The 25,564-nt window shown below is 71.9% G+C and carries 24 protein-coding genes; 18 read left to right on the top strand and 6 right to left on the bottom strand.

From position 1 onward, the window contains the following. Positions 1-103: 103 nt before the first annotated feature. Together OG522_RS28920 and OG522_RS28925 are read right to left on the bottom strand one after the other, a co-directional pair. On the bottom strand, positions 104-1,738 hold the full coding sequence (locus OG522_RS28920; RefSeq protein WP_329465952.1) for a PucR family transcriptional regulator: 1,635 nt from the start codon (positions 1,736-1,738) through the stop codon (positions 104-106). 139 nt (positions 1,739-1,877) lie between these two features. Further along, entirely contained in the window at positions 1,878-3,683 is a 1,806-nt protein-coding gene (locus OG522_RS28925; RefSeq protein ID WP_443074761.1) for a glycoside hydrolase family 15 protein, read from the bottom strand. A 424-nt stretch (positions 3,684-4,107) separates the two neighbouring features. Between OG522_RS28925 and OG522_RS28930 the strand changes: the two genes are divergently transcribed. From OG522_RS28930 to OG522_RS28990, 13 genes are all read left to right on the top strand, one after another. Then, positions 4,108-5,784, top strand: a complete 1,677-nt coding sequence (locus OG522_RS28930) for a CTP synthase (protein WP_329465953.1) — start codon at positions 4,108-4,110, stop codon at positions 5,782-5,784. 94 nt (positions 5,785-5,878) lie between these two features. After that, entirely contained in the window at positions 5,879-6,505 is a 627-nt protein-coding gene (locus tag OG522_RS28935) for an NUDIX hydrolase (RefSeq protein WP_329465954.1), read from the top strand. 162 nt (positions 6,506-6,667) lie between these two features. Beyond that, entirely contained in the window at positions 6,668-8,695 is a 2,028-nt protein-coding gene (locus OG522_RS28940; protein WP_329465955.1) for a tetratricopeptide repeat protein, read from the top strand. A gap of 163 nt (positions 8,696-8,858) precedes the next feature. Beyond that, positions 8,859-9,974, top strand: a complete 1,116-nt coding sequence (gene ald, locus OG522_RS28945) for an alanine dehydrogenase (protein ID WP_329467776.1) — start codon at positions 8,859-8,861, stop codon at positions 9,972-9,974. A gap of 404 nt (positions 9,975-10,378) precedes the next feature. After that, a complete protein-coding gene (locus OG522_RS28950) occupies positions 10,379-11,530 on the top strand; it encodes a ParA family protein (RefSeq protein ID WP_329467777.1) in 1,152 nt (383 codons plus the stop codon). Beyond that, positions 11,515-12,048: a hypothetical protein gene (locus tag OG522_RS28955; protein ID WP_329465956.1), complete on the top strand. Its 534-nt coding sequence runs from the start codon at positions 11,515-11,517 to the stop codon at positions 12,046-12,048. Before OG522_RS28950 ends, OG522_RS28955 begins: the two co-directional genes overlap by 16 nt. A 54-nt stretch (positions 12,049-12,102) precedes the next feature. After that, positions 12,103-13,107 carry a segregation and condensation protein A gene (locus tag OG522_RS28960; RefSeq protein ID WP_329465957.1) on the top strand — a complete coding sequence of 335 codons (1,005 nt, stop codon included), beginning with the start codon at positions 12,103-12,105 and terminating at the stop codon, positions 13,105-13,107. Next, on the top strand, positions 13,104-13,724 hold the full coding sequence (gene scpB / locus OG522_RS28965) for an SMC-Scp complex subunit ScpB (RefSeq protein ID WP_329465958.1): 621 nt from the start codon (positions 13,104-13,106) through the stop codon (positions 13,722-13,724). Before OG522_RS28960 ends, scpB begins: the two co-directional genes overlap by 4 nt. After that, positions 13,724-14,881, top strand: a complete 1,158-nt coding sequence (locus tag OG522_RS28970) for a pseudouridine synthase (RefSeq protein WP_329465959.1) — start codon at positions 13,724-13,726, stop codon at positions 14,879-14,881. Before scpB ends, OG522_RS28970 begins: the two co-directional genes overlap by 1 nt. 123 nt (positions 14,882-15,004) lie before the next feature. After that, on the top strand, positions 15,005-15,601 hold the full coding sequence (gene pnuC, locus OG522_RS28975; RefSeq protein ID WP_329465960.1) for a nicotinamide riboside transporter PnuC: 597 nt from the start codon (positions 15,005-15,007) through the stop codon (positions 15,599-15,601). Then, on the top strand, positions 15,598-16,680 hold the full coding sequence (locus OG522_RS28980) for an AAA family ATPase (protein WP_329465962.1): 1,083 nt from the start codon (positions 15,598-15,600) through the stop codon (positions 16,678-16,680). Before pnuC ends, OG522_RS28980 begins: the two co-directional genes overlap by 4 nt. After that, complete coding sequence (locus OG522_RS28985; RefSeq protein ID WP_329465963.1) at positions 16,677-17,525, top strand: NUDIX hydrolase; 849 nt, start codon at positions 16,677-16,679, stop codon at positions 17,523-17,525. Before OG522_RS28980 ends, OG522_RS28985 begins: the two co-directional genes overlap by 4 nt. Next, entirely contained in the window at positions 17,522-18,535 is a 1,014-nt protein-coding gene (locus OG522_RS28990) for an ADP-ribosylglycohydrolase family protein (protein ID WP_329465964.1), read from the top strand. Before OG522_RS28985 ends, OG522_RS28990 begins: the two co-directional genes overlap by 4 nt. Positions 18,536-18,562: 27 nt before the next feature. Here the strand turns inward: OG522_RS28990 and OG522_RS28995 are convergent, their stop codons facing one another. The 3 genes from OG522_RS28995 to OG522_RS29005 form a co-directional block, all read right to left on the bottom strand. Continuing rightward, a complete protein-coding gene (locus tag OG522_RS28995) occupies positions 18,563-19,324 on the bottom strand; it encodes a nucleotidyltransferase domain-containing protein (RefSeq protein WP_329465965.1) in 762 nt (253 codons plus the stop codon). A 17-nt stretch (positions 19,325-19,341) separates the two neighbouring features. Next, positions 19,342-19,803, bottom strand: a complete 462-nt coding sequence (locus OG522_RS29000) for a Rieske (2Fe-2S) protein (RefSeq protein WP_329465966.1) — start codon at positions 19,801-19,803, stop codon at positions 19,342-19,344. Positions 19,804-19,960: 157 nt separating this feature from the next. Then, positions 19,961-20,296 carry a DUF952 domain-containing protein gene (locus OG522_RS29005; protein ID WP_329465967.1) on the bottom strand — a complete coding sequence of 112 codons (336 nt, stop codon included), beginning with the start codon at positions 20,294-20,296 and terminating at the stop codon, positions 19,961-19,963. Between the two features lie 277 nt (positions 20,297-20,573). Here OG522_RS29005 and aroH point away from each other — a divergent pair, with 277 nt between their 5' ends. The 5 genes from aroH to der all read left to right on the top strand — a co-directional run bounded on the left by aroH (position 20,574) and on the right by der (position 25,037). Then, positions 20,574-20,936, top strand: a complete 363-nt coding sequence (aroH, locus tag OG522_RS29010; RefSeq protein WP_329465968.1) for a chorismate mutase — start codon at positions 20,574-20,576, stop codon at positions 20,934-20,936. Continuing rightward, the gene (locus OG522_RS29015; protein ID WP_329465970.1) at positions 20,933-22,018 is read left to right on the top strand and encodes a prephenate dehydrogenase; all 1,086 of its coding nucleotides are present in this window, start codon (positions 20,933-20,935) and stop codon (positions 22,016-22,018) included. Before aroH ends, OG522_RS29015 begins: the two co-directional genes overlap by 4 nt. 100 nt (positions 22,019-22,118) lie before the next feature. After that, complete coding sequence (cmk, locus tag OG522_RS29020; RefSeq protein WP_329465971.1) at positions 22,119-22,826, top strand: (d)CMP kinase; 708 nt, start codon at positions 22,119-22,121, stop codon at positions 22,824-22,826. A 104-nt stretch (positions 22,827-22,930) separates the two neighbouring features. Beyond that, on the top strand, positions 22,931-23,518 hold the full coding sequence (locus OG522_RS29025; protein WP_329467778.1) for a lysophospholipid acyltransferase family protein: 588 nt from the start codon (positions 22,931-22,933) through the stop codon (positions 23,516-23,518). Positions 23,519-23,588: 70 nt separating this feature from the next. Next, entirely contained in the window at positions 23,589-25,037 is a 1,449-nt protein-coding gene (gene der / locus OG522_RS29030) for a ribosome biogenesis GTPase Der (protein ID WP_329465972.1), read from the top strand. Positions 25,038-25,061: 24 nt separating this feature from the next. Here the strand turns inward: der and OG522_RS29035 are convergent, their stop codons facing one another. Then, a complete protein-coding gene (locus tag OG522_RS29035; protein ID WP_329465973.1) occupies positions 25,062-25,397 on the bottom strand; it encodes a hypothetical protein in 336 nt (111 codons plus the stop codon). Between the last annotated feature and the right edge of the window lie 167 nt (positions 25,398-25,564).

Here is a 25,564-nt window from a genome sequence, read left to right on the forward strand (position 1 = left end):
CTCGTCCGTCGGCCGCGGGTCGGCCGCGGCCGGTAGCGCACCGGACCCCCACGAGGACGACCGGCGGCGGGGGTGACACCGGACACCCCGGCGGCGCGAACTCTCAGCCCGTGACGTGCCTGCGGGCCCGGAGCGCCAGCGACAGGGCCAGGACCGTCTGCGGGTCGTCCAGGTCCGTGCCCAGGAGGTCCGCTATGCGGGCCAGCCGGTTGTACAGGGTCTGGCGGTTCAGATGCAGTTCGCGGGCCGTCTCCGCCTTGCGGCCCGCGTGGGCCAGATACGTCTCAAGGGTGGGCATCAGGGCCGGGCGCGCGGCGCGGTCGTGGGTCTGGAGCGGCCCGATCGCGCGCTCCACGAACGCCGCCAGGTCGGGGTGTTCGCGCAGCCGCCACAGGAGCAGGTCGATGTCGAGCCGCCGGGCGTCGTACCAGGGCCGCTCGGGCAGGCCCTGCGCCGCCGTCGCGGTCTCGGCCGCGTGCCGCAGCCCGGCGCCGGCCGCCGCCCAGCCGGCCGCGACGCCGACCACGACCACCGGCTGGGCCCCGGCCCGCGCCCCCATCAGACCCGCCCGCTCCACGCCCGCCCGCAGCGCCGCCGCGACCCGGTCGGCCACCGCCGTGCGCTCCGACTCCGAACGCAGGCCGAGCAGCAGCGGCACCCGTCCCTCGACGGGGCGTACGCCGAGCAGGACGGGCACGCCGACGGAGGACAGCTCTTCGAGCACTGCCCGCGCCAGGACCGCCCAGTTGCCCGTCGGGGCGAGTTCGGAGGCCAGCCGCATCACCACCGGCAGCAGCGGGCCCTCGCCCGGTCTGAAGCCGAGCACCTTGGCCTGGCCGGGCGCGTCCTCGGGGGTGATGCGCCCCTCGGCGAGGTCGGTCAGGAAGTCGCCGCGGCCGCGCGCGGCCAGCTCCTCCTCCTGGCGGGCCTGCATGAGGACGACCGCCAGGATGCCCGCGGCCCGTTCGGCGGCCATGCGGTGGACCGGCAGCAGCGGCGAGTCGACCGCGAGCAGCGCCAGGCGGGCCCGTACCGCGCCCACGCCGTGGCCGCCGCCCGGCACGTCCACCAGCACCGCACCCGTCGGCGGCCCCGACGCACGGGCCTCACGCTGGCCGCGCAGCCCCTCCCAGACCTGGAGCGGATCGGCCGCGGTCTGGGTCGCCTCGCAGGCCGCGGCGTACAGGAGCTGCCCGTCCGGGGTCTCCAGGAAGACCGGGTTGGCGGTGAAGTCGGCCAGGATGCGCAGGACTTGGGGGATGCCGCCGCCACCGAGCAGCGCGCCCGTGCACCGCCGGTGCACCTCCTCGGCGCGTTGCAGCAGGGCGTAGTGGCCGTTGACGATCTCGGTGTGGATCTCCTCGGTCACCGCCACGAACGGCACCTCGCGGTGCAGCTGGACCAGGGGGAGACCCGCGGCGCGCGCGGTCTCCACGATGGTGGCGGGCAGCCGGGCGAAGCGCGGGCCGAGCTCGACGACGAGCGCGGCGATGCCCCGGTCCGCGAGCCGCCGCACGAACGCGCGCTGCTCGGCGGGACGCGTACCGAGGCCGAGGCCGGTGGTCAGGAGCAGCTCGCCGCCCTTGAGCAGCGACGCGATGTTGGGCACCTCCCCGGCGTGCACCCAGCGCACCGTGCGGTTCAGCCGCTCGGCACCGGCGACGACCTCCGGAAGACCGCCGCGCAGCCCCGGCAGCTCCAGCGCCCGCTGCACGGTGATCCCGCCCTGCGTGTCCACTGCGACTCACCTCTCGTCCTGCGGGATCCGGGGGCCGACCCCGGACGCCACCGCATGCGCCGGACGCTACCTGCGGTTACGTTCCGAGGTCAGCCCGCTGTGGCGTACGTCACGCGCACTGCCGCAGGCCTGTTGGGGGTCAGCCGCCGTACGCCCCCGAAGCGGTCAGCCGCAGGGCCGTGTCGATCAGCGGAACGTGGCTGAACGCCTGCGGGAAGTTGCCGACCTGGCGCTGGAGGTGCGGGTCCCACTCCTCCGCGAGCAGTCCCAGGTCGTTGCGGAGCGCGAGCAGCTTCTCGAAGAGCTTGCGGGCCTCGTCGACCCGGCCGATCATCGCGAGGTCGTCCGCCATCCAGAACGAGCAGGCCAGGAACGCGCCCTCCTCGCCCGCGAGGCCGTCCAGGTTCTCCTCGTCGCCGCCCGTCGTCGGGTAGCGCAGGATGAACCCGTCCGGCGTGGACAGCTCGCGCTGGATCGCCTCGATGGTGCCGATCACCCGCTTGTCGTCCGGCGGTAGGAAGCCCATCTGCGGGATGAGCAGCAAGGACGCGTCCAGCTCCTTGGAGCCGTACGACTGCGTGAAGGTGTTGCGTTCCGCGTCGTAGCCCTTCTCGCAGACGTCCCGGTGGATCTCGTCGCGCAGCTCGCGCCACTTGTCGAGCGGGCCGTCCACGTCGCCGGTCTCGATGAGCTTGATCGTGCGGTCGACGGCCACCCAGGCCATCACCTTGGAGTGCACGAAGTGGCGGCGCGGCCCGCGCACCTCCCAGATGCCCTCGTCCGGCAGGTCCCAGTGGCTCTCCAGGTAGCGGATCAGCTTGAGCTGGAGCAGGGAGGCGTAGTCGCTGCGGGTCAGGCCCGTCATGTGCGCCAGGTGCAGCGCCTCGGTGACCTCGCCGTACACGTCGAGCTGGAGCTGGTGGGCCGCGCCGTTGCCGGCCCGTACCGGGGTGGAGTTCTCGTACCCGGGCAGCCAGTCGAGCTCCGTCTCGCCCAACTCCCGTTCGCCGGCGATCCCGTACATGATCTGCAGGTTCTCGGGGTCGCCCGCCACCGCGCGCAGCAGCCACTCGCGCCAGGCGCGGGCCTCCTCGCGGTAGCCGGTGCGCAGCAGCGAGGACAGCGTGATCGCCGCGTCGCGCAGCCAGGTGTAGCGGTAGTCCCAGTTGCGTTCGCCGCCGATGTGCTCGGGCAGCGAGGTGGTGGGCGCCGCCACGATGCCGCCGGTCGGCGCGTAGGTGAGCGCCTTCAGCGTGATCAGGGAGCGGACCACCGCCTCGCGGTAGGGGCCGTGGTAGGTGCAGTGCTCCACCCACTCCCGCCAGAACTCCTCGGTCGCGTCCAGGGACGCCTCCGGCTCCGGCAGCGCGGGCGGCTCCCGGTGCGAGGGCTGCCAGCTGATGGTGAACGCGACCCGTTCGCCGGGCGAGACCGTGAAGTCGGAGTAGGTCGTCAGGTTCTTGCCGTACGTCTCCGCCTCGGTGTCCAGCCACACCGAGTCGGGGCCCGCGACGGCCACCGTGCGGGAGTCCACCTTGTGCACCCAGGGCGTGATGCGGCCGTAGCTGAACCGCATGCGCAGGGTGCTGCGCATCGGGACCCGGCCGCTGACGCCCTCCACGATGCGGATCAGCTGAGGGGCGCCGTCGCGCGGCGGCATGAAGTCGGTCACCCGGACCGTGCCGCGCGGGGTGTCCCACTCCGATTCCAGGATGAGTGAGTCGCCCCGGTAGCGACGGCGGTCGGCCACCGGTGGCGGGTCGTCGGTTCCGTAGGCGGGGCCGACGCGCCAGAAGCCGTGTTCGTCGGTGCCCAGCAGTCCGGCGAAGACGGCGTGCGAGTCGAAGCGCGGCAGGCACAGCCAGTCCACGGTTCCGTCCCGGCAGACCAGTGCGGCGGTCTGCATGTCTCCGATGAGTGCGTAATCCTCGATGCGCCCGGCCACGTGCAATCTCCAGTCGAACGGCCACGTCGCCCCCTCGGGGCGCTTACAGCGACAGCGGTCAAGGGTTCGCCAACGAGCGCATGTTCCGGATGACGGACGGGGTGGTGCCGTGCTACCAGGCGGCTCGGCAAGCGAGTGTCCGAGCAGGATACGACGCACCTTAGTGATCCGCTGGAGCGTTCCTTGAACCGCATTGGGCCGTATGGGTGACCCTCGTACTCAGGGCTGACCGGCGGCATACGGAGCGTGGCCGGGCGCGCTCTGTCGTTGTCGCTGATACCCTGGTAGCCCGTGGCCGGGTGCTGAAAAAAGCCCCGAACCGCAGCGACGGCACCCCAGGAAACGCGTACGGATTCCGTACAAGATCCACACAGGGTGACCGGCACGCACTCCACACAGCGACCACGGGAGCCCCCTCTTGGCCATGCAGCCCACGGCTTTGCGAAACAGCGCAGCCACGACGACCAAGCACATCTTCGTCACCGGGGGTGTCGCCTCTTCCCTCGGCAAGGGTCTGACTGCCTCCAGCCTGGGTGCGCTCCTCAAGGCGCGGGGCCTGCGGGTCACGATGCAGAAGCTCGACCCGTACCTGAACGTCGACCCGGGCACGATGAACCCGTTCCAGCACGGCGAGGTGTTCGTCACCAACGACGGCGCCGAGACCGACCTGGACATCGGCCATTACGAGCGCTTCCTGGACGTGGACCTCGACGGATCGGCCAACGTCACCACCGGCCAGGTCTACTCGCAGGTCATCGCGAAGGAGCGGCGTGGTGAGTACCTCGGTGACACGGTGCAGGTCATTCCGCACATCACCAACGAGATCAAGCACCGCATCCGCCGGATGGCGACCGACGACGTCGACGTCGTGATCACCGAGGTCGGCGGCACGGTCGGCGACATCGAGTCGCTGCCGTTCCTGGAGACCGTGCGTCAGGTCCGTCACGAGGTCGGCCGCGACAACGTGTTCGTCGTGCACATCTCGCTGCTGCCCTACATCGGCCCGTCGGGCGAGCTGAAGACCAAGCCGACCCAGCACTCCGTCGCCGCCCTGCGCAACATCGGTATCCAGCCCGACGCGATCGTGCTGCGCGCCGACCGCGAGGTGCCGCTGTCCATCAAGCGCAAGATCTCGCTGATGTGCGACGTGGACGAGGCGGCCGTGGTCGCCGCCATCGACGCCAAGTCGATCTACGACATCCCCAAGGTGCTGCACACCGAGGGCCTGGACGCCTATGTCGTGCGCAAACTGGACCTCCCGTTCCGCGACGTGGACTGGACGCAGTGGGACGACCTGCTCGACCGGGTCCACAACCCGCTCCACGAGGTGACCGTCGCGCTGGTCGGCAAGTACATCGACCTGCCCGACGCCTATCTCTCGATCACCGAGGCCATGCGCGCGGGCGGCTTCGCCAACAAGGCCCGCGTCAAGGTCAAGTGGGTCACCTCGGACGACTGCAAGACCCCGGCCGGTGCCAAGAAGCAGCTCGGTGACGTCGACGCGATCCTGGTGCCCGGCGGCTTCGGCGACCGCGGTGTCAACGGCAAGATCGGCGCGATCCAGTACGCCCGTGAGAACAAGGTGCCGCTGCTCGGCATCTGCCTGGGCCTGCAGTGCATCGTGATCGAGGCCGCGCGCAACCTGGCCGGCATCCCCGACGCCAACTCCACCGAGTTCGACGCGGCCACCGCCCACCCCGTCATCTCGACCATGGAGGAGCAGCTGGCCTACGTGGAGGGCGCGGGCGACCTGGGCGGAACGATGCGCCTCGGCCTGTACCCGGCGAAGCTCGCCGAAGGCTCGATCGTGCGCGAGGTCTACGACGACCAGCCCTACGTCGAGGAACGCCACCGCCACCGCTACGAGGTGAACAACGCCTACCGCGCGGAGCTGGAGAAGAAGGCCGGCCTCGTCTTCTCCGGCACCTCCCCGGACAACAAGCTCGTCGAGTACGTCGAGTACCCGCGCGAGGTGCACCCCTACCTCGTCGCCACCCAGGCGCACCCGGAACTGCGCTCGCGCCCGACCCGCCCCCACCCGCTCTTCGCGGGCCTGGTCAAGGCTGCTGTCGAGCGCAAGACGGGCAAGCCCGCCAAGTAGTCGCTCATTGTTAACGTTGCCGGGGTACGGACCTTTTCCGAAGGAGCCGTGCCCCGGTTCTGTTTTTGTGCGCGCACTGTGGGAGGACGCCGTCATGGCCATCGAGGACACCGCCGAACACTGGCAGGTCGTGGCGAGTGCCACCCCGTTCACCGGACACAAGACCGGGGTGCGCACCGATGACGTCGTGATGCCCGACGGTTCGGTCCACCAGCGCGACTACCAGGTCCACCCCGGCTCGGTGGCCGTCCTCGCCCTGGACGACGAGGGCCGCGTCCTGGTGCTGCGCCAGTACCGCCACCCCGTACGCCACAAGCTCTGGGAGATCCCGGCCGGGCTCCTCGACGTGCCCGGCGAGAACCCGCTGCACGCCGCCCAGCGCGAGCTGTACGAGGAGGCGCACGTCAAGGCCGAGCAGTGGCACGTCCTGAGCGATGTGTACACCTCTCCCGGCGGAAGCGACGAAGCCGTACGGATCTTCCTGGCACGCAACATCTCCGAGGCGGACGGCGAGCGCTTCGAGGTCGCCGAGGAGGAGGCCGACATGGAGCTGGCGCGGGTGCCGCTCGGAGATCTCGTACGGGGTGTTCTGGCGGGCGAACTGCACAACACCTGCCTGGCGGTCGGGGTTCTCGCGCTGGCCGCGGCACTGAACGGGGAGGGCGTCGAGGGGCTGCGCCCGGCCGCGGCGCCCTGGCCGGCCCGGCCCTTCGAGGAGTGAGCGGACCCCGCATCCATCCGATCTGAAAATCCGCTGATCCGATCGGGGGACATCCCCGCCGTGCTCCACCCGAACGGTCACGAAGCGTGAACTACGCTCGGACACTGCCCGTGCGGGGACCCGCACGGTCTCCAGGTGCGCAGGCGGACGGAGCGTGGGCCCGTGACGGATCAGGCGGTGGACGTGGGCGGCGCTGCCGCCGGGCAGCACACGGGTCAATTCCTCGGCAGGCAGCGGGAGTTGAAGGAACTGCGGGCCGACATCGAGCGGGCCGGTCTTGACACGCTGTCAGGAAAGAAGTCGCCCCGGGCCAGGGTCCTGCTGATCGCGGGCCGCCCGGGATCGGGACGCACCGCACTCGCCGAGGAGCTGGCCCGCCAGGTGGCCGGCGACTACCCCGACGGGGTGCTGCGGGCCCAACTCACGGAGCCGGGCGGGGCCCGGATCCCCGCCGACCGGGTCGCCCGGGACCTGCTCGACGCGCTCGCGGTCCCGGCGCCGCCCGGAGCCGGGCAGGACGAGCTGACCGAACTGGTCCGCGGCGCCCTCGCGGACCGCCGGGCGATCGTGCTGCTCGACGACGCGGCCGACGCGGAGCAGGTCGGCCCCCTGCTCCCCGACACCTCCGCCTGCCTGGTGGTGGCGACCGCCCGGGGTCCGCTCACCGGAATCCCCGACGTCCGCCCCTGCACGCTGGGGGGACTCGACGTGAAGTCGTCCGTCGAACTCCTGGAGACCCACACCGGCTCGGTGCGCGTCACGGTCGACCCGCGCGCCGCCGAGACCCTCGTGGAGGCGTGCGGAGGACAGCCCGCCGCCCTCGTCCTCGTCGGCGGCTGGCTCGCGGCCCGCCCCAAGGCGGCCATCGCCGACGTGGCCAGGCAACTGCGTGCCATGCCCGGCGACGAGCCCGAACTGCCGCTGGCGGAACGGCCGTTGGCGCGCTCCTTCCGGCTCGTGTACGAGTCCCTCTCGCAGCCGTCCGCACGGATGCTGCGACTGCTTTCGCTCGCCCCCGCCGGAATTGCCGACGCGCACACCGCCTCCGCGCTCGCGGGCTGCTCGGTCTCGGGCGCCCAGAGCGCGCTGGTCGACTTCACGGCGTACGGACTGCTGCGGCGCGACGCCGCCGTCCCCGAGCGGTACCGGGTCCCGGCCTCCCTCGCGCCGCTGCTGCGCGCGCTGACCGAGGCCGTCGATCGGCCCGGCGAGGTGCAGCTGGCTCGAGCCAGGATGCTGGAGCGGACCGTGCGGCTGCTCCAGTCCTGCCGTGCGGTCACCGAGCCCCCGGGCTCGCCCGCCCGCAAGAAGCTCGCCGGGCTGCCGCGCGCCCTGCGCTTTCCCAGCGCGGCGGCGGCCGACGCCTGGCTGCGCGCCCACCAGCCCGCGCTGCTGGCTGCCGCCCGGTCGGCGGTCGAGGACGGAGAGCTCGACACGCTGGCCCGCCGCCTGGTGGCCGCGCTGGTGCGGGCCCTCGCCGCGCACCGGGGTGCCGAGGCCGCGGCTCCCGAGCTGTACGGGCTGCACCAGCTCGTCCTCGATGTCGCCGAGCGCCGCGATCTGCACCGGGAGAAGGCCGCGGCCCTGCTGAACCTGGGAGACCTGGACGCGCAGACCGGGCGGACCACCGAGGCGCTGGCCCGCTACCGGGCCGCGCTTGACGCCGGCCGCGCGGCGAACGACCCGTACGCCATCGGCCGTGCGATGGAATCCGTAGGCGGCGCCCACCAGGAGCTGGGGGACTGGCAGCGGGCCTGCGACTGGTACGGGCGGGCCCTCTCGCAGCGCCTCGCGCGCGGCGAGCGCGCCGACGAGGCCCGGCTGTACGGACGGCTCGCCACCGTGCACACGTACGCGGGCCGCTACGGCGAGGCGCTGCGCGGCTGGCGTGCCGCGGTGGCCGGATATCGGCGGCTGGGCGATCTCCCCAGCCAGGCAAGGGCGTTGAGCGAGGCGGCCCGGGTCCAGGAGTACGCGGGGCGCCCCGAGGAGTCGCTGCGCACCTGCCGGGAGGCGGTGGAGCAGGCGCGCACGGCCGGTGATCTGCGGTTGCAGGCCGCGCTCCAGCTCCGGCTCGCCGACACCCTCGACCGGCTCGGCGACCCCACGGCGGCCCGGCTGCACCGGGCGACGGCCGATCGGCTTCTGGAAGATGAGGCAGCAGCCGCAAGGGACCTGCGAAATCCGTAGCGCTTCAGCCAAAGATTGAAGCTTTGTAAGGGTAGACAGCGCGAAAACCTTCATTAGACTGGCTCTGCCGCAACTTCCTGCGGTGTCTCCCGGTGTGCCGCTGTGCGTCCGGGTATGTATGGCATTGCCCCCCTTTTTCCCTGAGCCAAGGACCGTGATCGACGTGAAGGTCGGTATCCCCCGCGAGGTCAAGAACAACGAGTTCCGGGTGGCCATCACCCCCGCCGGTGTGCACGAGCTCGTGCGCCACGGCCACCAGGTCTTCGTCGAGCAGAACGCCGGCGTGGGCTCCTCGATCACGGACGCCGAGTACGTCGGCGCCGGTGCGGAGATCCTCGCCACCGCCGACGAGGTCTGGGCCACCGCCGACCTGCTGCTCAAGGTCAAGGAGCCCATCGCGGAGGAGTACCACCGCCTCCGCAAGGACCAGACGCTCTTCACCTACCTGCACCTCGCCGCCTCCCGCGAGTGCACGGACGCCCTCCTGGAGTCCGGCACCACCGCGATCGCGTACGAGACCGTCGAGACGGCCGGCCGCCAGCTGCCGCTGCTCGCCCCGATGTCCGAGGTCGCGGGCCGGCTCGCCCCGCAGGTCGGCGCCTACCACCTGATGCGCTCGGCCGGCGGCCGCGGCGTGCTGCCCGGCGGCGTCCCCGGCACCCACGCCGGCAAGGCCGTCGTCATCGGCGGCGGCGTCTCGGGTTGGAACGCCACCCAGATCGCCGTCGGCATGGGCTTCCACGTGACCCTGCTCGACAAGGACATCAACAAGCTCCGCGAGGCCGACAAGATCTTCGGCACCAAGGTGCAGACGATCGTCTCCAACGCCTACGAGCTGGAGAAGGCCGTCATCGAGGCCGACCTCGTCGTCGGCGCGGTGCTCATCCCCGGCGCCAAGGCCCCGAAGCTGGTCACCAACGAGCTCGTCGCCAAGATGAAGCCCGGAAGTGTCCTTGTCGACATTGCGATCGACCAGGGTGGCTGCTTCGAGGACTCGCGTCCGACCACCCACGCCGAGCCGACCTTCATGGTTCACAACTCGGTGTTCTACTGCGTCGCCAACATGCCCGGCGCCGTCCCGAACACCTCCACCTACGCGCTCACCAACGCCACGCTGCCCTACATCGTGTCGCTGGCGAACAACGGCTGGGCCGAGGCGCTGCGCCGCGACGCCGCGCTCGCCCTTGGCCTCAACACCCATGACGGCCAGGTCGTTTACGGCCCCGTCGCCGAGGCCCACAGCCTGGAGCACGTCGAACTGCACGCGCTTCTCGGCTAGGGAAAAGCCGGTTCGTCAACGCGAACCGTCAACCTCATACATCCGGCCGGACCTTGTCGACCAAGGTCCGGCCGAATGTGTATCGCGACACTTCCGCCCACCTGTGACGGGCTCGCTCAACTCGCCTCGAACGTAACCCTTTAACCGTTTCGCGCACCGGTGAAACGCGCGCCTGAGTGCCCGTACGCCCTTGACAGAGTGGTGTTCGGTTGCCGACACATCGGGCCGGGTCCGGCGGATTGTGTTGCTGCGGACCGGTGACACGCCATAGAGTCGCCAACCGTCGGCATGGTGCCACGCTGACCTATCGATAAAGTTTCCTGGTCACGTCCAAGGAGGTAAGACGACTTGTGAATGAGTCGACATTTACTCCCGGAGGTGGTCAGTCAGGAATCCCTGCGGGGATTTCCGTACGGGGCCAGAGCCCTTCGGGGCCCGAGGCTGTCGGCTCCGTCGCGGTCCGCACCTCCGAAACCACTCTGCTCCCCATGCAGGCGGGGATGGTCCCCACCCAGCACATGACGACAGCCCCACGGATGATGGACGGCCTACACGTGAACGCCACGGCCGGCAACGAGAGCGGCCGGGACACCGCCGCCCTCGCCGACTTTGACGAGGTGCCCCAGGGGCACTTCTACGACCCCGACGCCGAGTACGAGCCCGACCCCGAGTACGCGGCCACCCTCGCACCCGACGCCGCCCGCCAGCGCCGCGAGCGGATCGGCCCGACCGGACGGCCGCTGCCGTACTTCCCGATCCCGGGTCCGCTGACCGACCACGGTCCCGCGAAGATCATCGCGATGTGCAACCAGAAGGGCGGCGTGGGCAAGACGACGTCGACCATCAACCTGGGTGCCGCGCTCGCGGAGTACGGACGCCGTGTGCTGCTCGTCGACTTCGACCCGCAGGGAGCCCTGTCGGTCGGCCTCGGCGTGAACCCGATGGAACTCGACCTCACCGTCTACAACCTGCTCATGGAGCGGGGCATGTCGGCCGACGAGGTGCTGCTCAAGACGGCGGTCCCCAACATGGACCTGCTGCCGAGCAACATCGACCTGTCCGCCGCCGAAGTGCAGTTGGTGAGCGAGGTCGCGCGCGAGTCCACGCTCCAGCGGGCGCTCAAGCCGCTGATGCAGGACTACGACTACATCGTGATCGACTGTCAGCCCTCGCTCGGTCTGCTCACCGTCAACGCCCTGACGGCGGCTCACAAGGTGATCGTGCCGCTGGAGTGCGAGTTCTTCGCGCTGCGGGGTGTGGCCCTGCTCACCGAGACCATCGAGAAGGTGCAGGAACGCCTCAACCCCGAGCTGGAGTTGGACGGCATCCTCGCCACGATGTACGACTCCCGCACGGTGCACAGCCGCGAGGTCCTGGCCCGGGTGGTCGAGGCCTTCGACGACCACGTCTACCACACGGTCATCGGCCGGACCGTGCGCTTCCCGGAGACCACCGTCGCCGGTGAGCCGATCACGACGTACGCCTCCAACTCCGTCGGCGCGGCCGCCTACCGTCAGCTCGCCAGGGAGGTGCTCGCCCGGTGTCACGCCGAGTGAGTCTGCCCGGGGCCGACGAACTGTTCCGTACGACCGGGGGGATGGCGCTCTCGCCGTCCACCCCGCGGCGGGGGGCCAACGGCGAGGCGAGGGTGCCGGGTCCGGCGGGCGAGAGCGAGCCGGTCGCCGGCGAGCCCGCGCCCGAGGCGGAGCACACCGCCGCCGAGGAGGACTCCAACCCGGCCGAACCGCGCAGCCGCGGCGCCGCCGAGGCGGACGCCGCCAAGACCCGGCGCACGCCCGCGCAGGGTGGCCCCTCCACCGCGCAGCAGCGCCGCCGTCAGCGGGCGGCCAACCGGCGGCCCAGCGGCCGCGAGCGGCACGACGAGAAGATCACGGTGTACGTCTCCGCCGAGGAGCTGATGGACCTGGAGCACGCGCGCCTGGTCCTTCGCGGTGAGCACGGGCTCGCCGTCGACCGCGGGCGGATCGTCCGCGAGGCGGTCGCCGTCGTCCTCGCCGACCTGGAGTCGCGGGGCGACGCGAGCATTCTCGTACGGCGTCTTCGGGGGCGATAGCCGTTAGCCTGCGGCGGAGCCGCTCCGCCCGCCTTTCCACCCCCTGGACCACCCTTGCCGACTGCTGACGAGCCCACCGCCCCCGCCGCGCGTGCGCCGCGCCGTGCGCTGGGGCGGGGGCCGGGCGAGTTCCCCACCCCGCCCCTTCCCGGCGCCGAAGTGCCGGCGGCCGACGAGGAGCGGACCCTGGCCGAAGCCGAAGCCGAAGCCGAAGCCGAAGCCGAAGCCGAAGCCGGAGCTGGAGGCGACCCCGGGCCGGGGGACGGGCGGTTCACCGTTCGGCTGGCCAATTTCGAGGGGCCCTTCGATCTGCTCCTCCAGCTGATCTCCAAGCACAAGATGGACGTCACCGAGGTCGCCCTGTCCAAGGTCACCGACGAGTTCATGACGTACATCAGGGCCATGGGTCCGGACTGGGACCTGGATCAGACGACCGAGTTCCTCGTCGTCGCGGCCACCTTGCTCGACCTCAAGGCGGCCAGGCTGCTGCCCGCCGCCGAGGTGGAGGACGAGGCCGACCTCGCGCTCCTTGAGGCGCGGGACCTGCTGTTCGCGCGGCTGCTCCAGTACCGGGCGTACAAGCGGATCGCGGACATCTTCAGCGAGCGGCTCGACTCCGAGGCGCGCCGTTACCCGCGCACCGTCGGCCTGGAGGCGCACCTCGCCGAGCTGCTGCCCGAGGTCGTCATCAGCATCGGTGCCGAGGGCTTCGCGAAACTGGCCGTGAAGGCCATGCAGCCCAAGGCGAAGCCGCAGGTGTACGTCGACCACATCCATGCCCCGCTCGTGTCCGTGCGCGAGCAGGCCGAGATCGTTGTGGCGCGGCTGCGGGAGGCGGGACAGGCCAGCTTCCGGGTGCTCGCCGAGGACGCGCCGGACACGCTCACGGTGGTGGCCCGGTTCCTGGCCCTCCTGGAGCTGTACCGCGAGAAGGCCGTCGTCCTGGACCAGGACGAGGCGCTGGGGGAGCTGATGGTGCGCTGGAGCGGCGGCGAGGGCGACGGGGTGCCGACGGTGACCGACGAGTTCGACCACGTGGTGACGGAGGAGAAGGCATGAGCGAGGAACTGGAGCTGAAGCCGGCCCTGGAAGCCGTCCTCATGGTCGTCGACGAGCCCGCCTCCGAGGACCACCTCGCGAAGGTGCTGGAGCGGCCGCGACGGGCCGTGGCGGACGCCCTGCGGGAGCTGGCCGACGAGTACACCGTCCAGGGCCGCGGGTTCGAGCTGCGGCTGGTGGCGGGCGGCTGGCGGTTCTACAGCCGGGCCGAGTACGCGGACGCCGTCGAGGGCTTCGTCCTTGACGGCCAGCACGCCCGGCTCACCCAGGCGGCCCTGGAGACCCTCGCGGTCGTCGCGTACCGCCAGCCGGTGAGCCGCTCGCGGGTCTCCGCGGTGCGCGGAGTGAACTGTGACGGGGTCATGCGGACCCTGCTCCAGCGGGGTCTGGTCGACGAGGCGGGCACGGAACCCGAAACAGGTGCGATCCTGTACAGGACGACGAACTACTTTCTGGAGCGGATGGGCCTGCGCGGCCTGGACGAGCTCCCGGAGCTGGCGCCCTTCCTCCCCGAGGCGGACGCGATCGAGGCCGAGACGCTGGAGGGTGTTCCGTCGTTCGACCCGGACGCGCCGGACGCGCCGGAAACCCACGCAGACGACAAGACGGAAATGTGATGCGAAGCAGCAGCGGCAGGAACAGCAGCGGAAACAACGGCGGGAGCCGTGGTGGCAACAGCGGCGGCCGCGGCAGCAGTGGCGGCGGTGGACGGGACGGCCAGCGCCAGGGCGGCGGCCAGCGTCAGGGCGGTGGCCCGCGCCAGAGCGGCAGCGGCAAGCCGCCCCGCCTCCGCCCCGAGGAGCGCACCTACGACGTGGGCGGCGGCTCCTCCGACGCCCCCCGCAGCGGGCGCGGCGCCTCCGCGCGCGGCGGTGCCAAGGGCGGCCCCAAGTCGCCGCAGGGCGGCACCCCGGTCCGGCGCGGCCCGCACGGCCAGCGCCTGGGCCAGGCCCGCCCGCGCGAGCTCGACGCCAAGATCGAGCAGCGCAACCGCGACCGGTACGCGGACAAGCCGGACGTGAAGACCCCCAAGACCTTCCCGGGCGCCGAGCAGGAGGGCGAGCGGTTGCAGAAGGTGCTCGCCAGGGCCGGCATGGGTTCGCGCCGCGCCTGCGAGGAGCTGATCGAGCAGGCCCGCGTCGAGGTCAACGGCGAGATCGTGCTCGAACAGGGCAAGCGCGTCGACCCCGAGAAGGACGAGATCAAGGTGGACGGCCTGACCGTCGCCACCCAGTCGTACCTGTTCTTCGCGCTGAACAAGCCGGCCGGCGTCGTCTCCACCATGGAGGACCCGGACGGCCGCCAGTGCCTCGGTGACTACGTGACCAACCGCGAGACGCGGCTCTTCCACGTGGGCCGGCTCGACACCGAGACCGAGGGCATCATCCTGCTCACCAACCACGGCGAGCTGGCCCACCGTCTGACCCACCCCAAGTACGGCGTGAAGAAGACCTACCTGGCCGCCATCACGGGTCCGCTGCCGCGCGAGATCGGCAAGCGGCTCAAGGAGGGCATCCAGCTGGAGGACGGCTACGCGCGGGCCGACGCCTTCCGCGTCGTCCAGCAGACCGGCAAGAACTACCTCGTCGAGATCGAGCTGCACGAGGGCCGCAAGCACATCGTGCGCCGCATGATGGCCGAGGCCGGCTTCCCGGTCGAGAAGCTGGTGCGCGTCGCCTTCGGCCCGATCGGGCTCGGCGACCAGAAGTCCGGCTGGCTGCGCCGCCTCACCAACACCGAGGTCGGCATGCTGATGCGTGAGGTCGAGCTCTAGAGATCGCCCCGCTTCCCGGCGAGAGCCCGGATCCCGTGTTCGCACGGAATCCGGGCTCTCGCCGTCTTGTGCGCACCCCGGGAACGCCTTTATAGTCACAGTGACCATAAAGGAGGTACGGGCGTGAGCCTCACCTGGACCGAGATCCTCGGATTCGCGACCGGCGCGCTCTGCGTCTGGCTGGTGGCCCGGCAGCACATCGCCAACTGGCCGGTGGGACTCGCCAACAACGTGTTCTTCATCGTGCTGTTCCTCCAGGCGGGCCTGTACGCGGACGCGGGCCTCCAAGTCGTCTTCATCGCCCTCGCCGTGTACGGCTGGTGGACCTGGGCCCACGGGGGTGGACCAGGACCCGGCACGCTCGCGGTCCGGCGGACGACCCGCACCGAGTGGCTGTGGCTGCTCGCGGCGGGGGCGGTGGGGACCGTCGCGCTGACGTTCCTGCTCGGCGCGGCCACCGACTCGACCGTCCCGTTCTGGGACGCGCTCACCACCGCCCTGTCGCTGACCGCGACGTACGGGCAGTGCAAGAAGCTCGTCGAGTCCTGGTGGCTGTGGATCGCGGCGGACGTGGTCTACATCCCGCTCTACGCCTACAAGGAGCTCTACCTGACCTCGCTCCTGTACGCAGGCTTCCTGACCCTGTGCCTCATCGGGCTGCGCGGCTGGCGGCGCGAGCTCGGCGCCCGCCCGGCCCGGCTCGCGGAGGTGGCGGGGTGAAGCGGTACGAACACGGCCTGGTCCTCGGCAAGTTCTATCCGCCGCACGCCGGCCACCACCACCTGGTGCGCACCGCCGCCGACCGCTGCGAGCGGCTCACCGTGCTGGTCTGCGCCGCCTCCGTCGAGTCGGTCCCGCTGGCCGAACGGGTCCAGTGGATGCGCGAAGCGCACCCGGGAGTCCGAGTGGTGGGGGCCGTCGACGACATCGAGATGGACCTGAACGACCCGCACATATGGGACGCGCACCTGGCCGTTTTCAAGGGCGCCGTCCCCGAGCCCGTCGACGCGGTCTTCACCTCCGAGCCCTACGGTGACGAACTCGCCCGGCGCTTCGGCGCCGACCACGTCTGCGTCGACCTGGACCGCACGCTGTTCCCGGTCTCCGGGACGGCCGTCCGCAAGGACCCGGTGGGCTGCTGGGACTTCCTGAGCGAGCCGGTACGGGCCTGGCTCGCCCGCCGCGTGGTCGTGCTCGGCGCCGAGTCGACCGGCACCACCACCATGGCCCGCGCCCTGGCCGAGCACTACCGTGCGCGCGGCGGCGTCTGGGCGCGCACCGGGTGGGTCGAGGAGTACGGGCGCGAGTACAGCGAGGGCAAGCTGGCCGCACTGCGCTCCCGCTACCCGCAGGCGCAGTGGGAGGACGTCGAGTTCGGCTCGGACGAGTTCCCGGTGATCGCCGAGCGGCAGAACGAGCGCGAGGACCGCGCCGCCGGACTCGGCTCGCCCGTGCTGTTCTGCGACACCGACTCGTTCGCCACCACCGTCTGGCACGAGCGCTACCTCGGCCGCCCAAACCCGCGCGTCGAAGCGGTCGCCGAGCGCGCCGCCGCCCACCACCTGTGGCTGCTCACCGACCACGAAGGCGTGCCCTTCGAGGACGACGGGCTGCGCGACGGGGAGGAGCTGCGGCCCTGGATGACCGACCGGTTCCGGGCCGAACTGACCCGTACCGGACGGGAGTTCATGGAGCTGCGCGGCCCGCACGAGGAGCGGCTCGCGACCGCTGTCGCCGCCGTCGACGCGCTGCTCGACCGGGGCTGGGACCTCGCTGACCCGCTGCCGGAGCGACGATGACCGCCGTCGGCGGGGCACGGGCACCGCAGGGGTGCGCCGGGGTGCCGGCGGATGACGGCGGGGCCGGCCGGGTGGCGGGCGACGGCGAGCGGGCGGCAGGGGGCCGGGAGGGGGCGGGGCGGGTGCCCGAGGGGTACGACCCGCACGCCTTCGAGCCGTTCGCCGTCACCGTCGACCTCGCCGTCTTCACGGTCCGCGACGGCGCCCTGCACGCGCTGCTCATCCGACGCGGACAGGACCCGTACGCGGGAGCGTGGGCGCTGCCCGGCGGCTTCGTGCTGCCGCGCGAGTCCGCCGAATCGGCCGCCCGGCGCGAACTGGCCGAGGAGACCGGCCTGTCCGACGAACTCGTCGGCGCGCTGCACCTGGAGCAGCTGCGCACCTACAGCGAACCGGACCGCGACCCCCGCATGCGGGTGGTGTCGGTGGCGTACACCGCGCTCGTGCCGGACCTGCCCGAACCACACGGCGGCGGCGACGCGGACCACGCGGAATGGATCGCTTTCGGCGCGTACGGGCACCTCGCCTTCGATCACGAGCGGATCCTCGCCGACGCCCACGAGCGCATCGGCGCCAAGCTCGAATACACCTGCCTCGCCACGTCGTTCTGCCCGCCCGAGTTCACCCTCGGCGAGCTCCAGCAGGTGTACGAGACGGTCTGGGGCACCGCCCTCGACCGCCCCAACTTCCGCCGCAAGGTCCTTGCCACGCCCGGTTTCGTCGAGCGGGTGGCGGGCGCCTCGCGGCTGACCGGCGGCCGGGGCAAGCCGGCCGCGCTCTACCGGGCGGGTCCGGCGACCGCGCTGCATCCGCCCCTGCTGCGCCCGGAAGGACGACAGACATGAACCGACCAGCGAAACAGACGGCGACCGGCGCATTGCTCGGCCTCGCCCTGGGAGACGCCCTCGGCTACCCGACCGAGTTCAACGACGTGCCCTCGATCCTCGCCAAGTGCGGCCCATGGCGCGAGATGGCGCTGCCCACGCCCGCGATCGTCACCGACGACACCCAGATGACTCTCGCGCTCGGGCGCGCCATCCGCACCGCCATGGACAGCGGCCTGCTCGGCCCGCAGCGCCTTGAGGGGCCGGCCCGCGCGGAGTTCGTCGACTGGTACCACTCGCCCGAGAACAACCGGGCGCCCGGCCGGACCTGCCTGGTCGCGTGCGCGCGCCTGGACAGCGGACTGCCCTGGCAGGAGGCGAGCCAGCTCGGCTCCAAGGGCTGCGGCGCCAACATGCGCGTCGCGCCCATCGGCCTCGTACCCGGAGTCAGCGAGGAACAGCGGGCGGGCGCCGCCCAGTTGCAGTCCGCGCTCACCCACGGCCACCCGACCGCGCTGGCCGCCTCCGACCTCACCGCGCGGGCGGTGTTCCTGCTCGCGCAGGGCGCCGACCCGGTGGGCCTGGTCGGCCAGCTGCGGTCGTACGCCTACGAAAACCGCAGCCGCTACCACGAGCGCTGGCTCGGCGACCTGTGGACGCGCTCGCAGGACCCGACCCCGGGGCACTTCATCGCGCGCGGCTGGGACGACTGCCTGGACGCGCTCGACCGGGTACTGAAGGCGCTCCGCGACCCCTCGCCGGAGACCGACCCCTGCCTGGAGACGGGCGACGGCTGGATCGCCGAGGAGGCCTTCGCCACGGCCCTGCTCTGCTTCCTGCTCTTCCCCGGCGAGCCGCTCACCGCACTGCGCCGGGCGGCCTGCACCCAGGGCGACTCGGACTCGATCGCCTGCCTGGCCGGCGCCTTCGCGGGCGCCCACCTCGGAGCGGCGGCCTGGCCGAAGGAGTGGACCGAACGCATCGAGTACCGCAGCGAACTCCTGACGCTGGGCGCGCTCTGGGATTCGTGATCGATTCGGTGGACCGGGTCCGCCGCGCTACGCGCCGAGGGTGCTGCACGCCCCGCTCGGCGCAGCCGCCCCGAGCGCCGACTCCCGCCGCACCCGGAAAAGGAAGTCGGCCACCCGGGCCCGGTCGGGTTCGGGTGGCAGCGGGCTGCGGGCGACCGCCTCGTCGGATTCGACGGCCAGGCGCGCCATCCGCGCCTCGACCTCCGGCCAGGACACCTCACCGCGCCGCACCGCGAGCAGCCGCTCGCGCTCGGCGCCGACGCCGATGGTGAGCACCCCGGTGCGCAGCAGATCGCGGCAGCTCATGAGCAGCCTCAGCAGATGCATGGCGTGCTTCCACCGAGGGGCGCCGTACTGGCGCACATCGGCGTCCAGCTTCCTGCGCTGGCCGAGCGCGTAGCGGACGAAGGTCTGGTGGGCCTGACGGGACAGGAACGCCTCGCGCAGGGCCAGGAGTTCCCGCCCCGTGCCGTCGGCGTACTCCACGAGCGGGGAGTACAGGCACTCCAGCACGTTCGGATTCGCGCGCAGCGCCAGCTCGCAGAAACGCTCCAGCTCCCAACTGAACCGCTCGACGTTCCCCAAGCCCTCGTCTTCGTTCGAACGGGGGAGAGCCCACCGCCCCTCGACATGCGTCGGGGGCTTCTCGAAGCGCCAGTACAGCGGGGTCGGCGCCAGGTACACGCCCCGCACGTCGGTGTCGCTGTCCTCGGTCGCGAGGCCGAAGGCACGCGAGCCCATGACGCAGGAGTAGACGGTGTGGTCGGCGGCGAGCTGCTCGGGCGTCATGGCGTGATTCTGGCCGGTCAGGCCAGCCGGATCGAACCCTTTTCGACGGCGATCGGCTGGGACGCGAGCGGTCGCGGGGCCGGCCCGGAGGCGACCGAGGCGTCCGCGACCCGGTACTTGCTGCCGTGGCAGGGGCAGTTGATGGTGCCCCCGGACACGGTGGAGACCGTGCAGCCCTCGTGGGTGCAGATCGCCGAGAAGCACTTGAAGGTGCCGGCCTCCGGCTGGGTGACGACGACCTTGTGGTCCGGGAAGATCCTGCCACCGCCGACCGGGATGTCCGACGTCTTGGCAAGGACCGGGCCGGCCTGGGCGGGCGGGCTCGGCCGGCCGGCCGCGGCCGGTCCGGTGACGCTGGGCGGGGCCGGAGGGGGCGGCGTCGAAGCCCCGCCGCTTCCGCCGGACGTCGAGCAACCCGCCAGGGCCGCCGCCCCCGCGGTGGCGGCGAGTACGGTCCTGCGGCTGTTGACGGTTTCCATCCTGTGCTCCTCAAGTCGTCGGACCGTACGCGGAAGTACGCGCGGCAGGAGCATCCTGGCGCCGAAGGAGCCGAAGACGAAGCACCGACGGGCTGATGCGGCCCATCGTGTACTGCCGGGTCCGGGGAGGGACCGCGGAAGAACGACCCGCCGCGGCTCACCCCCAGGGCGCGAGCTCCACCACCCGTCCCTCGGCATCCCGGCGCACTTCGAGCACTGCCGTGACGGCCGCCCGCTCGATCGGCCCGTACACGTGCGGGAACACGGCGCCCCCGGCGCCTTCCCGGCGGACTTCGGCGGCCAGCGCCGACTCGTCGACGCACAGGACCAGCAGTGGGCCCGGTACGTCGCGGTAGTGCGCGTCGGCGATCGCAAGCGCGGTGGCCTCGTCGGCCGAGCAGTGCACGAAGCCCTCGTTGGCCAGGGAGGGCGGGCGGTAGGGCAGGTCCGGACCGGCGGACCACTCGTCCAGGGGAACCACGTGGAGGATCATCCGTCGGTTCTACCGCAGCCCCGGGCCTGCCTGCCCGACAGGCTCACCAAGGGGGCCGGGCTCCGCAGCCCCGGCCCGGCCCGCCCGACAGGCTCACCAAGGCCGGGCTCGGCGCGGTCCTCGGCGGCGCCCACAACGGGCGGATGAGCGGCGTCCGGTGCCGGTGGCCGGGACCGCGGGCGGTGGACGCCCGCGTCCGCAGGGCGGTCGCCGCGCACGCGTGTCAGCGGGGCTGGCTACGCTGAACGGGAACGAAGGTCAACTCTAGGAGCACGTCGTGGCGGTACGAGCGGTCCGCGGGGCAGTCCAGCTGGAGCGGGACGAGGCCGGACACATGGACGAGCAGGTCGGCGCGCTGCTCACCGAGATCCTTGAGCGCAACGAACTGACCCCGAACGACCTGATCAGCATCTGGTTCACCGCCACCCCCGATCTGCACAGCGACTTCCCGGCCGTGGCCGCGCGCCGGCTCGGCATCACCGACGTACCGCTGATCTGCGCGCAGGAGCTCGACATAGCGGGCGCCATGCCCCGGGTGGTGCGCATCCTCGCGCACGTCGAGACCTACCTCGACAAGGCCGAGATCGCCCATGTCTACCTCGGTGCCGCCGCCGCCCTGCGCAAGGACATCGCCCAGTGAGAACCGCGCTCGTCATCGGTACCGGCCTGATCGGCACCTCCGCCGCCCTGGCCCTCGCGAGTCGCGGCATCACCGTGCACCTCGCCGACCACGACCCGGGCCAGGCCCGCACCGCGGCCGCGCTCGGCGCCGGCACGGACGAGCCGCCCGAGTCCCGGGTCGACCTCGCGATCGTCGCGGTGCCGCCGGCGCACGTGGCCGCGACGCTGGCCGAGGCGATCGGCGCCGGGCTGGCCAGGGCGTACATCGACGTGGCCAGCGTCAAGGGCGGCCCGCGCCGCGAGCTGCTCGCGCTCGGCTGCGACCTGAGCTCCTACATCGGTACGCACCCGATGGCGGGCAAGGAACGCTCGGGCCCGCTCGCCGCCACCGCCGACCTCTTCGAGGGCCGGCCCTGGGTGCTGACCCCGACCCGCGACACCGACACCGAGGTGCTCAACCTGGCGCTGGAACTGGTCGCGCTGTGCCGCGCCGTGCCGGTCGTCATGGACGCCGACGCCCACGACCGGGCCGTGGCCCTGGTCTCGCACACCCCGCAGCTGGTGTCCTCCATGGTCGCGGCCCGCCTCGAAGAGGCCGACGAGACGGCGGTCCGGCTGTGCGGCCAGGGCATCCGCGATGTCACCCGCATCGCGGCCTCCGACCCCGGGATGTGGGTCGAGATCCTCTCCGCCAACCCGGGCCCGGTCGCCGACGTGCTGTCGGGGATCGCCGCAGACCTGGACGAGACGGTGCGCGCGCTGCGTTCCCTTGAGTCCGCCGACGAGGACAAGCGCCGCGGCGGCGCCCTGGGCATCGAGGACGTGCTGCGGCGCGGCAACGCCGGCCGGGTCAGGGTGCCCGGCAAGCACGGGGCCGCACCGGCCACGTACGAGATCGTCGCCGTGCTCATCAGCGACGAGCCCGGTGGTCTCGCACGGCTCTTCGCGGACGCGGGCCGGGCCGGGGTCAACATCGAGGACGTCCGCATCGAGCACGCGACCGGCCAGCAGGCGGGCCTGGTCCAGCTGATGGTCGAGCCGGCCGCGGCCCCGGGCCTTGCGGCCGCGCTGCGGGAACGGGGCTGGTCGATCCGGCAGTGAGCGGGTCCCGGGACGGGGCGGGACGGGGGGCTCGCACGAGCCAGTAACCTTGTACGGGGCGGATTTGCGCCCCGAGCAAACCCCGCCCCGTACCAGGAAGGTGTCCGTCACCGTGGAAAGCGCCGCCCGGACCGCTCCGGCAGCAGTGATTGTCGCCATCGACGGCCCCTCCGGCACCGGCAAGTCCAGCACCTCCAAGGCGGTCGCCGCCAAGCTGGGGCTGAGCTATCTGGACACCGGAGCCCAGTACCGGGCGATCACCTGGTGGATGATCAGCAACGGGATCGACATCGGCGACCCCGCCGAGATCGCGGTCGCGGCCGCCAAGCCGGTGATCGTCTCCGGCACCGACCCGTCGGCGCCGACGATCACCGTGGACGGCGAGGACGCCGCCGGGCCGATCCGCACCCAGGACGTCACCTCCAAGGTGAGCGCGGTCAGCGCCGTCCCCGAGGTGCGGGCCCTCATCACCCAGCTTCAGCGCGACATAGCGGCCGCCGCACCGCACGGCATCGTGGTCGAGGGCCGGGACATCGGCACGACCGTGCTGCCCGACGCCGACCTGAAGGTGTTCCTCACCGCCTCTCCCGAGGCGCGCGCGGCTCGTCGCAGCGGCGAGATCAAGGGCTCCGACGTCGCGGCCACCAGGGACGCCCTGATCAAGCGGGACGCGGCCGACTCCAGCCGCAAGACCTCCCCGCTGGCCAAGGCCGGCGACGCGGTCGAGGTGGACACCACCGAGCTCACCCTGGACCAGGTCATCGAGTGTGTGGTCACCCTCATCGAGGAGAAGCGGGCCACCAAGTGACGTCCCTTCCGTCGCCCGGCCGCCCCTCGCAGGGGCGCTCCGCGCCCCGCCGGCCCGCCTCGGAGCGAGGCGCCGAGATCGGCCGCCGGATCGGTGTCGGCCTGATGTACGGGCTGTGGAAGCCGCGGGTGCTCGGCGCCTGGCGCGTTCCGGCGAGCGGTCCGGCGATCCTCGCCGTCAACCACTCCCACAACATCGACGGCCCGATGGTCATGGGCACCGCCCCCCGCGGCACCCATTTCCTGATCAAGAAGGAAGCCTTCGTCGGGCCGCTCGGCCCGTTCCTCGAAGGCATCGGCCAGGTCAAGGTGGACCGGGCGGTCGCCGACCGCACCGCGATCACCGACGCGCTGGCCGTGCTCGACCAGGGCGGCGTCCTCGGGATCTTCCCCGAGGGCACCCGCGGCGAGGGCGATTTCGCCTCGCTGCGGGCCGGCCTCGCCTATTTCGCCGTACGGTCGGGGGCGCCCATCGTCCCGGTCGCGGTGCTGGGAAGCACCGAGCGCCGCGGACGGTTGATAAAGGGGCTGCCGCCGCTGCGCAGCCGCGTCGACGTCGTCTTCGGGGACGCCTTCGAAGCCGGTGACGGCAGCGGGCGGCGGACCCGCAAAGCCCTGGACGAGGCCACCGTCCGCATCCAGGACCGGCTCACCGGCCACCTGGAAAACGCCAGGCGCCTGACCGGGCGCTAGGTCAGACTTTCAGTAGTGGACCGCTCGATCGCGGCCCACCGATCACCACGATGAACGAGGTACGGACTTCATGAACGACCAGCACGAACACGGAGCACTCGGCGACGCCGAGTACGCGGAGTTCATGGAGCTCGCCGCCGAAGAGGGCTTCGACATCGAGGACGTCGAGGCCGCCATCGACGAGGCCGGCCACGGCCCGCTCCCGGCCCTCGCCGTCGTCGGCCGCCCGAACGTGGGCAAGTCGACCCTGGTGAACCGCATCATCGGCCGCCGCGAGGCGGTCGTCCAGGACAAGCCCGGCGTCACCCGCGACCGCGTCACCTATGAGGCCGAGTGGGCGGGCCGCCGTTTCAAGGTCGTGGACACGGGCGGCTGGGAGCAGGACGTCCTGGGCCTCGACGCCTCCGTCGCCGCCCAGGCCGAGTTCGCCATCGAGGCGGCGGACGCCGTGGTCTTCGTGGTGGACGCCACCGTGGGCGCCACCGACACCGACGAAGCCGTCGTCAAGCTGCTCCGCCGGGCCGGCAAGCCTGTCGTGCTCGCCGCCAACAAGGTCGACGGCATGTCCGGCGAGTCCGACGCCGCCGCCCTGTGGTCGCTCGGCCTCGGCGAGCCCTTCCCGATCTCCGCCCTGCACGGCCGCGGCACCGGCGACCTGCTCGACGAGATCCTCAAGGCCCTGCCCGACGCCCCGCCCCAGCGCTTCGGCACCGCCCTCGGCGGCCCGCGCCGGATCGCGCTGATCGGCCGCCCCAACGTCGGCAAGTCCTCGCTCCTGAACCAGGTCGCGAAGGAGGAGCGGGTCGTCGTCAACGAGCAGTCCGGCACCACCCGCGACCCCGTGGACGAGCTCATCGAACTCGGCGGAATCACCTGGAAGTTCGTGGACACGGCGGGCATCCGCCGCCGCGTCCACCTCCAGGAGGGCGCCGACTACTACGCCTCGCTGCGTACCGCCGCCGCCGTCGAGAAGGCGGAGGTCGCGGTCGTCCTCATCGACACCAGCGAGTCCATCTCGGTGCAGGACCAGCGCATCATCACGATGGCCGTCGACGCCGGGCGCGCACTGGTCATCGCGTACAACAAGTGGGACACCCTCGACGAGGAGCGGCGCTACTACCTGGAGCGCGAGATCGAGACCGAGATGCAGCAGGTCGCCTGGGCGCCCCGGGTCAACGTCTCGGCGCTGACCGGCCGCCACATGGAGAAGCTGGTCCCGGCGATCGAGACGGCACTGGCGGGCTGGGAGACCCGGGTGCCGACCGGCCGCCTCAACGCCTTCCTCGGCGAGCTGGTCGCCGCCCACCCGCACCCGATCCGCGGTGGCAAGCAGCCGCGCATCCTGTTCGGTACGCAGGCAGGCACCAAGCCGCCCCGGTTCGTGCTGTTCGCCTCGGGCTTCATCGAGGCCGGCTACCGGCGCTTCATCGAGCGCCGGCTGCGCGAGGAGTTCGGCTTCGAGGGCACCCCGATCCACATCTCGGTGCGGGTGCGCGAGAAGCGCGGCCGTAAGAAGTAACTCCCTTACGGGGGAGGGCTGGAGCTAGAGCCCCCTGCGAGGGCCGGGCGGCAGTGCCGCCGGGAGGTGATGGTGCCCGGTGTGCTGCCGCCCGTTCGCGTGCATCGCGGGGTGCAGATGCCAGTTCCCGGCGTACGTGGTCGGGAAGTGCTGGGTCTGCTGACCCGTCTGGTGAGTGGTCCGGGCGCCGTAGCCACCCAGTCCGCCACCGGCACCGCCGAACCCCCGGAAGTCGAGGTCCTCCTCGCCGGAGCGGTCACCGGGCAGCGTGCGGAAGGACCTGCGGTACTCCGAGCACAGCGCGTCGTAGATCGGCGTGGGGGAGTAATGGCCTCCCAGTGCGTCGCCCGACGCGCGCATGGCGGGGATATGGGACTGGTACGGCTCGCGGGATGGGTCGTATGAGTGCACGTATGTGCCAACGACACCGCGGGGCGGGGGATGCGGGGCGTTTCGGCTTATCGGGAGCACTGGGCGGGGAATTCCACGCCCCTTCCGTGCGCGCCCGTGTCAGCGGGGGCTTCGGG

Origin of the sequence: Streptomyces sp. NBC_01431 (assembly GCF_036231355.1) — a bacterium.
Lineage (GTDB): Bacteria > Actinomycetota > Actinomycetes > Streptomycetales > Streptomycetaceae > Streptomyces.

Bases quoted from the DNA above. Each gene is read 5' to 3' on its own strand.
- OG522_RS28930 (WP_329465953.1), top strand. From the start codon at position 4,108: ATGCAGCCCACGGCTTTGCGAAACAGCGCAGCCACGACGACCAAGCAC.
- OG522_RS28935 (WP_329465954.1), top strand. From the start codon at position 5,879: ATGGCCATCGAGGACACCGCCGAACACTGGCAGGTCGTGGCGAGTGCC.
- scpB (WP_329465958.1), top strand. From the start codon at position 13,104: ATGAGCGAGGAACTGGAGCTGAAGCCGGCCCTGGAAGCCGTCCTCATG.
- OG522_RS28970 (WP_329465959.1), top strand. From the start codon at position 13,724: ATGCGAAGCAGCAGCGGCAGGAACAGCAGCGGAAACAACGGCGGGAGC.
- OG522_RS28985 (WP_329465963.1), top strand. From the start codon at position 16,677: ATGACCGCCGTCGGCGGGGCACGGGCACCGCAGGGGTGCGCCGGGGTG.
- OG522_RS28990 (WP_329465964.1), top strand. From the start codon at position 17,522: ATGAACCGACCAGCGAAACAGACGGCGACCGGCGCATTGCTCGGCCTC.
- OG522_RS28995 (WP_329465965.1), bottom strand. From the start codon at position 19,324: ATGACGCCCGAGCAGCTCGCCGCCGACCACACCGTCTACTCCTGCGTC.
- OG522_RS29000 (WP_329465966.1), bottom strand. From the start codon at position 19,803: ATGGAAACCGTCAACAGCCGCAGGACCGTACTCGCCGCCACCGCGGGG.
- OG522_RS29005 (WP_329465967.1), bottom strand. From the start codon at position 20,296: ATGATCCTCCACGTGGTTCCCCTGGACGAGTGGTCCGCCGGTCCGGAC.
- OG522_RS29025 (WP_329467778.1), top strand. From the start codon at position 22,931: ATGTACGGGCTGTGGAAGCCGCGGGTGCTCGGCGCCTGGCGCGTTCCG.
- der (WP_329465972.1), top strand. From the start codon at position 23,589: ATGAACGACCAGCACGAACACGGAGCACTCGGCGACGCCGAGTACGCG.
- OG522_RS29035 (WP_329465973.1), bottom strand. From the start codon at position 25,397: ATGCGCGCGTCGGGCGACGCACTGGGAGGCCATTACTCCCCCACGCCG.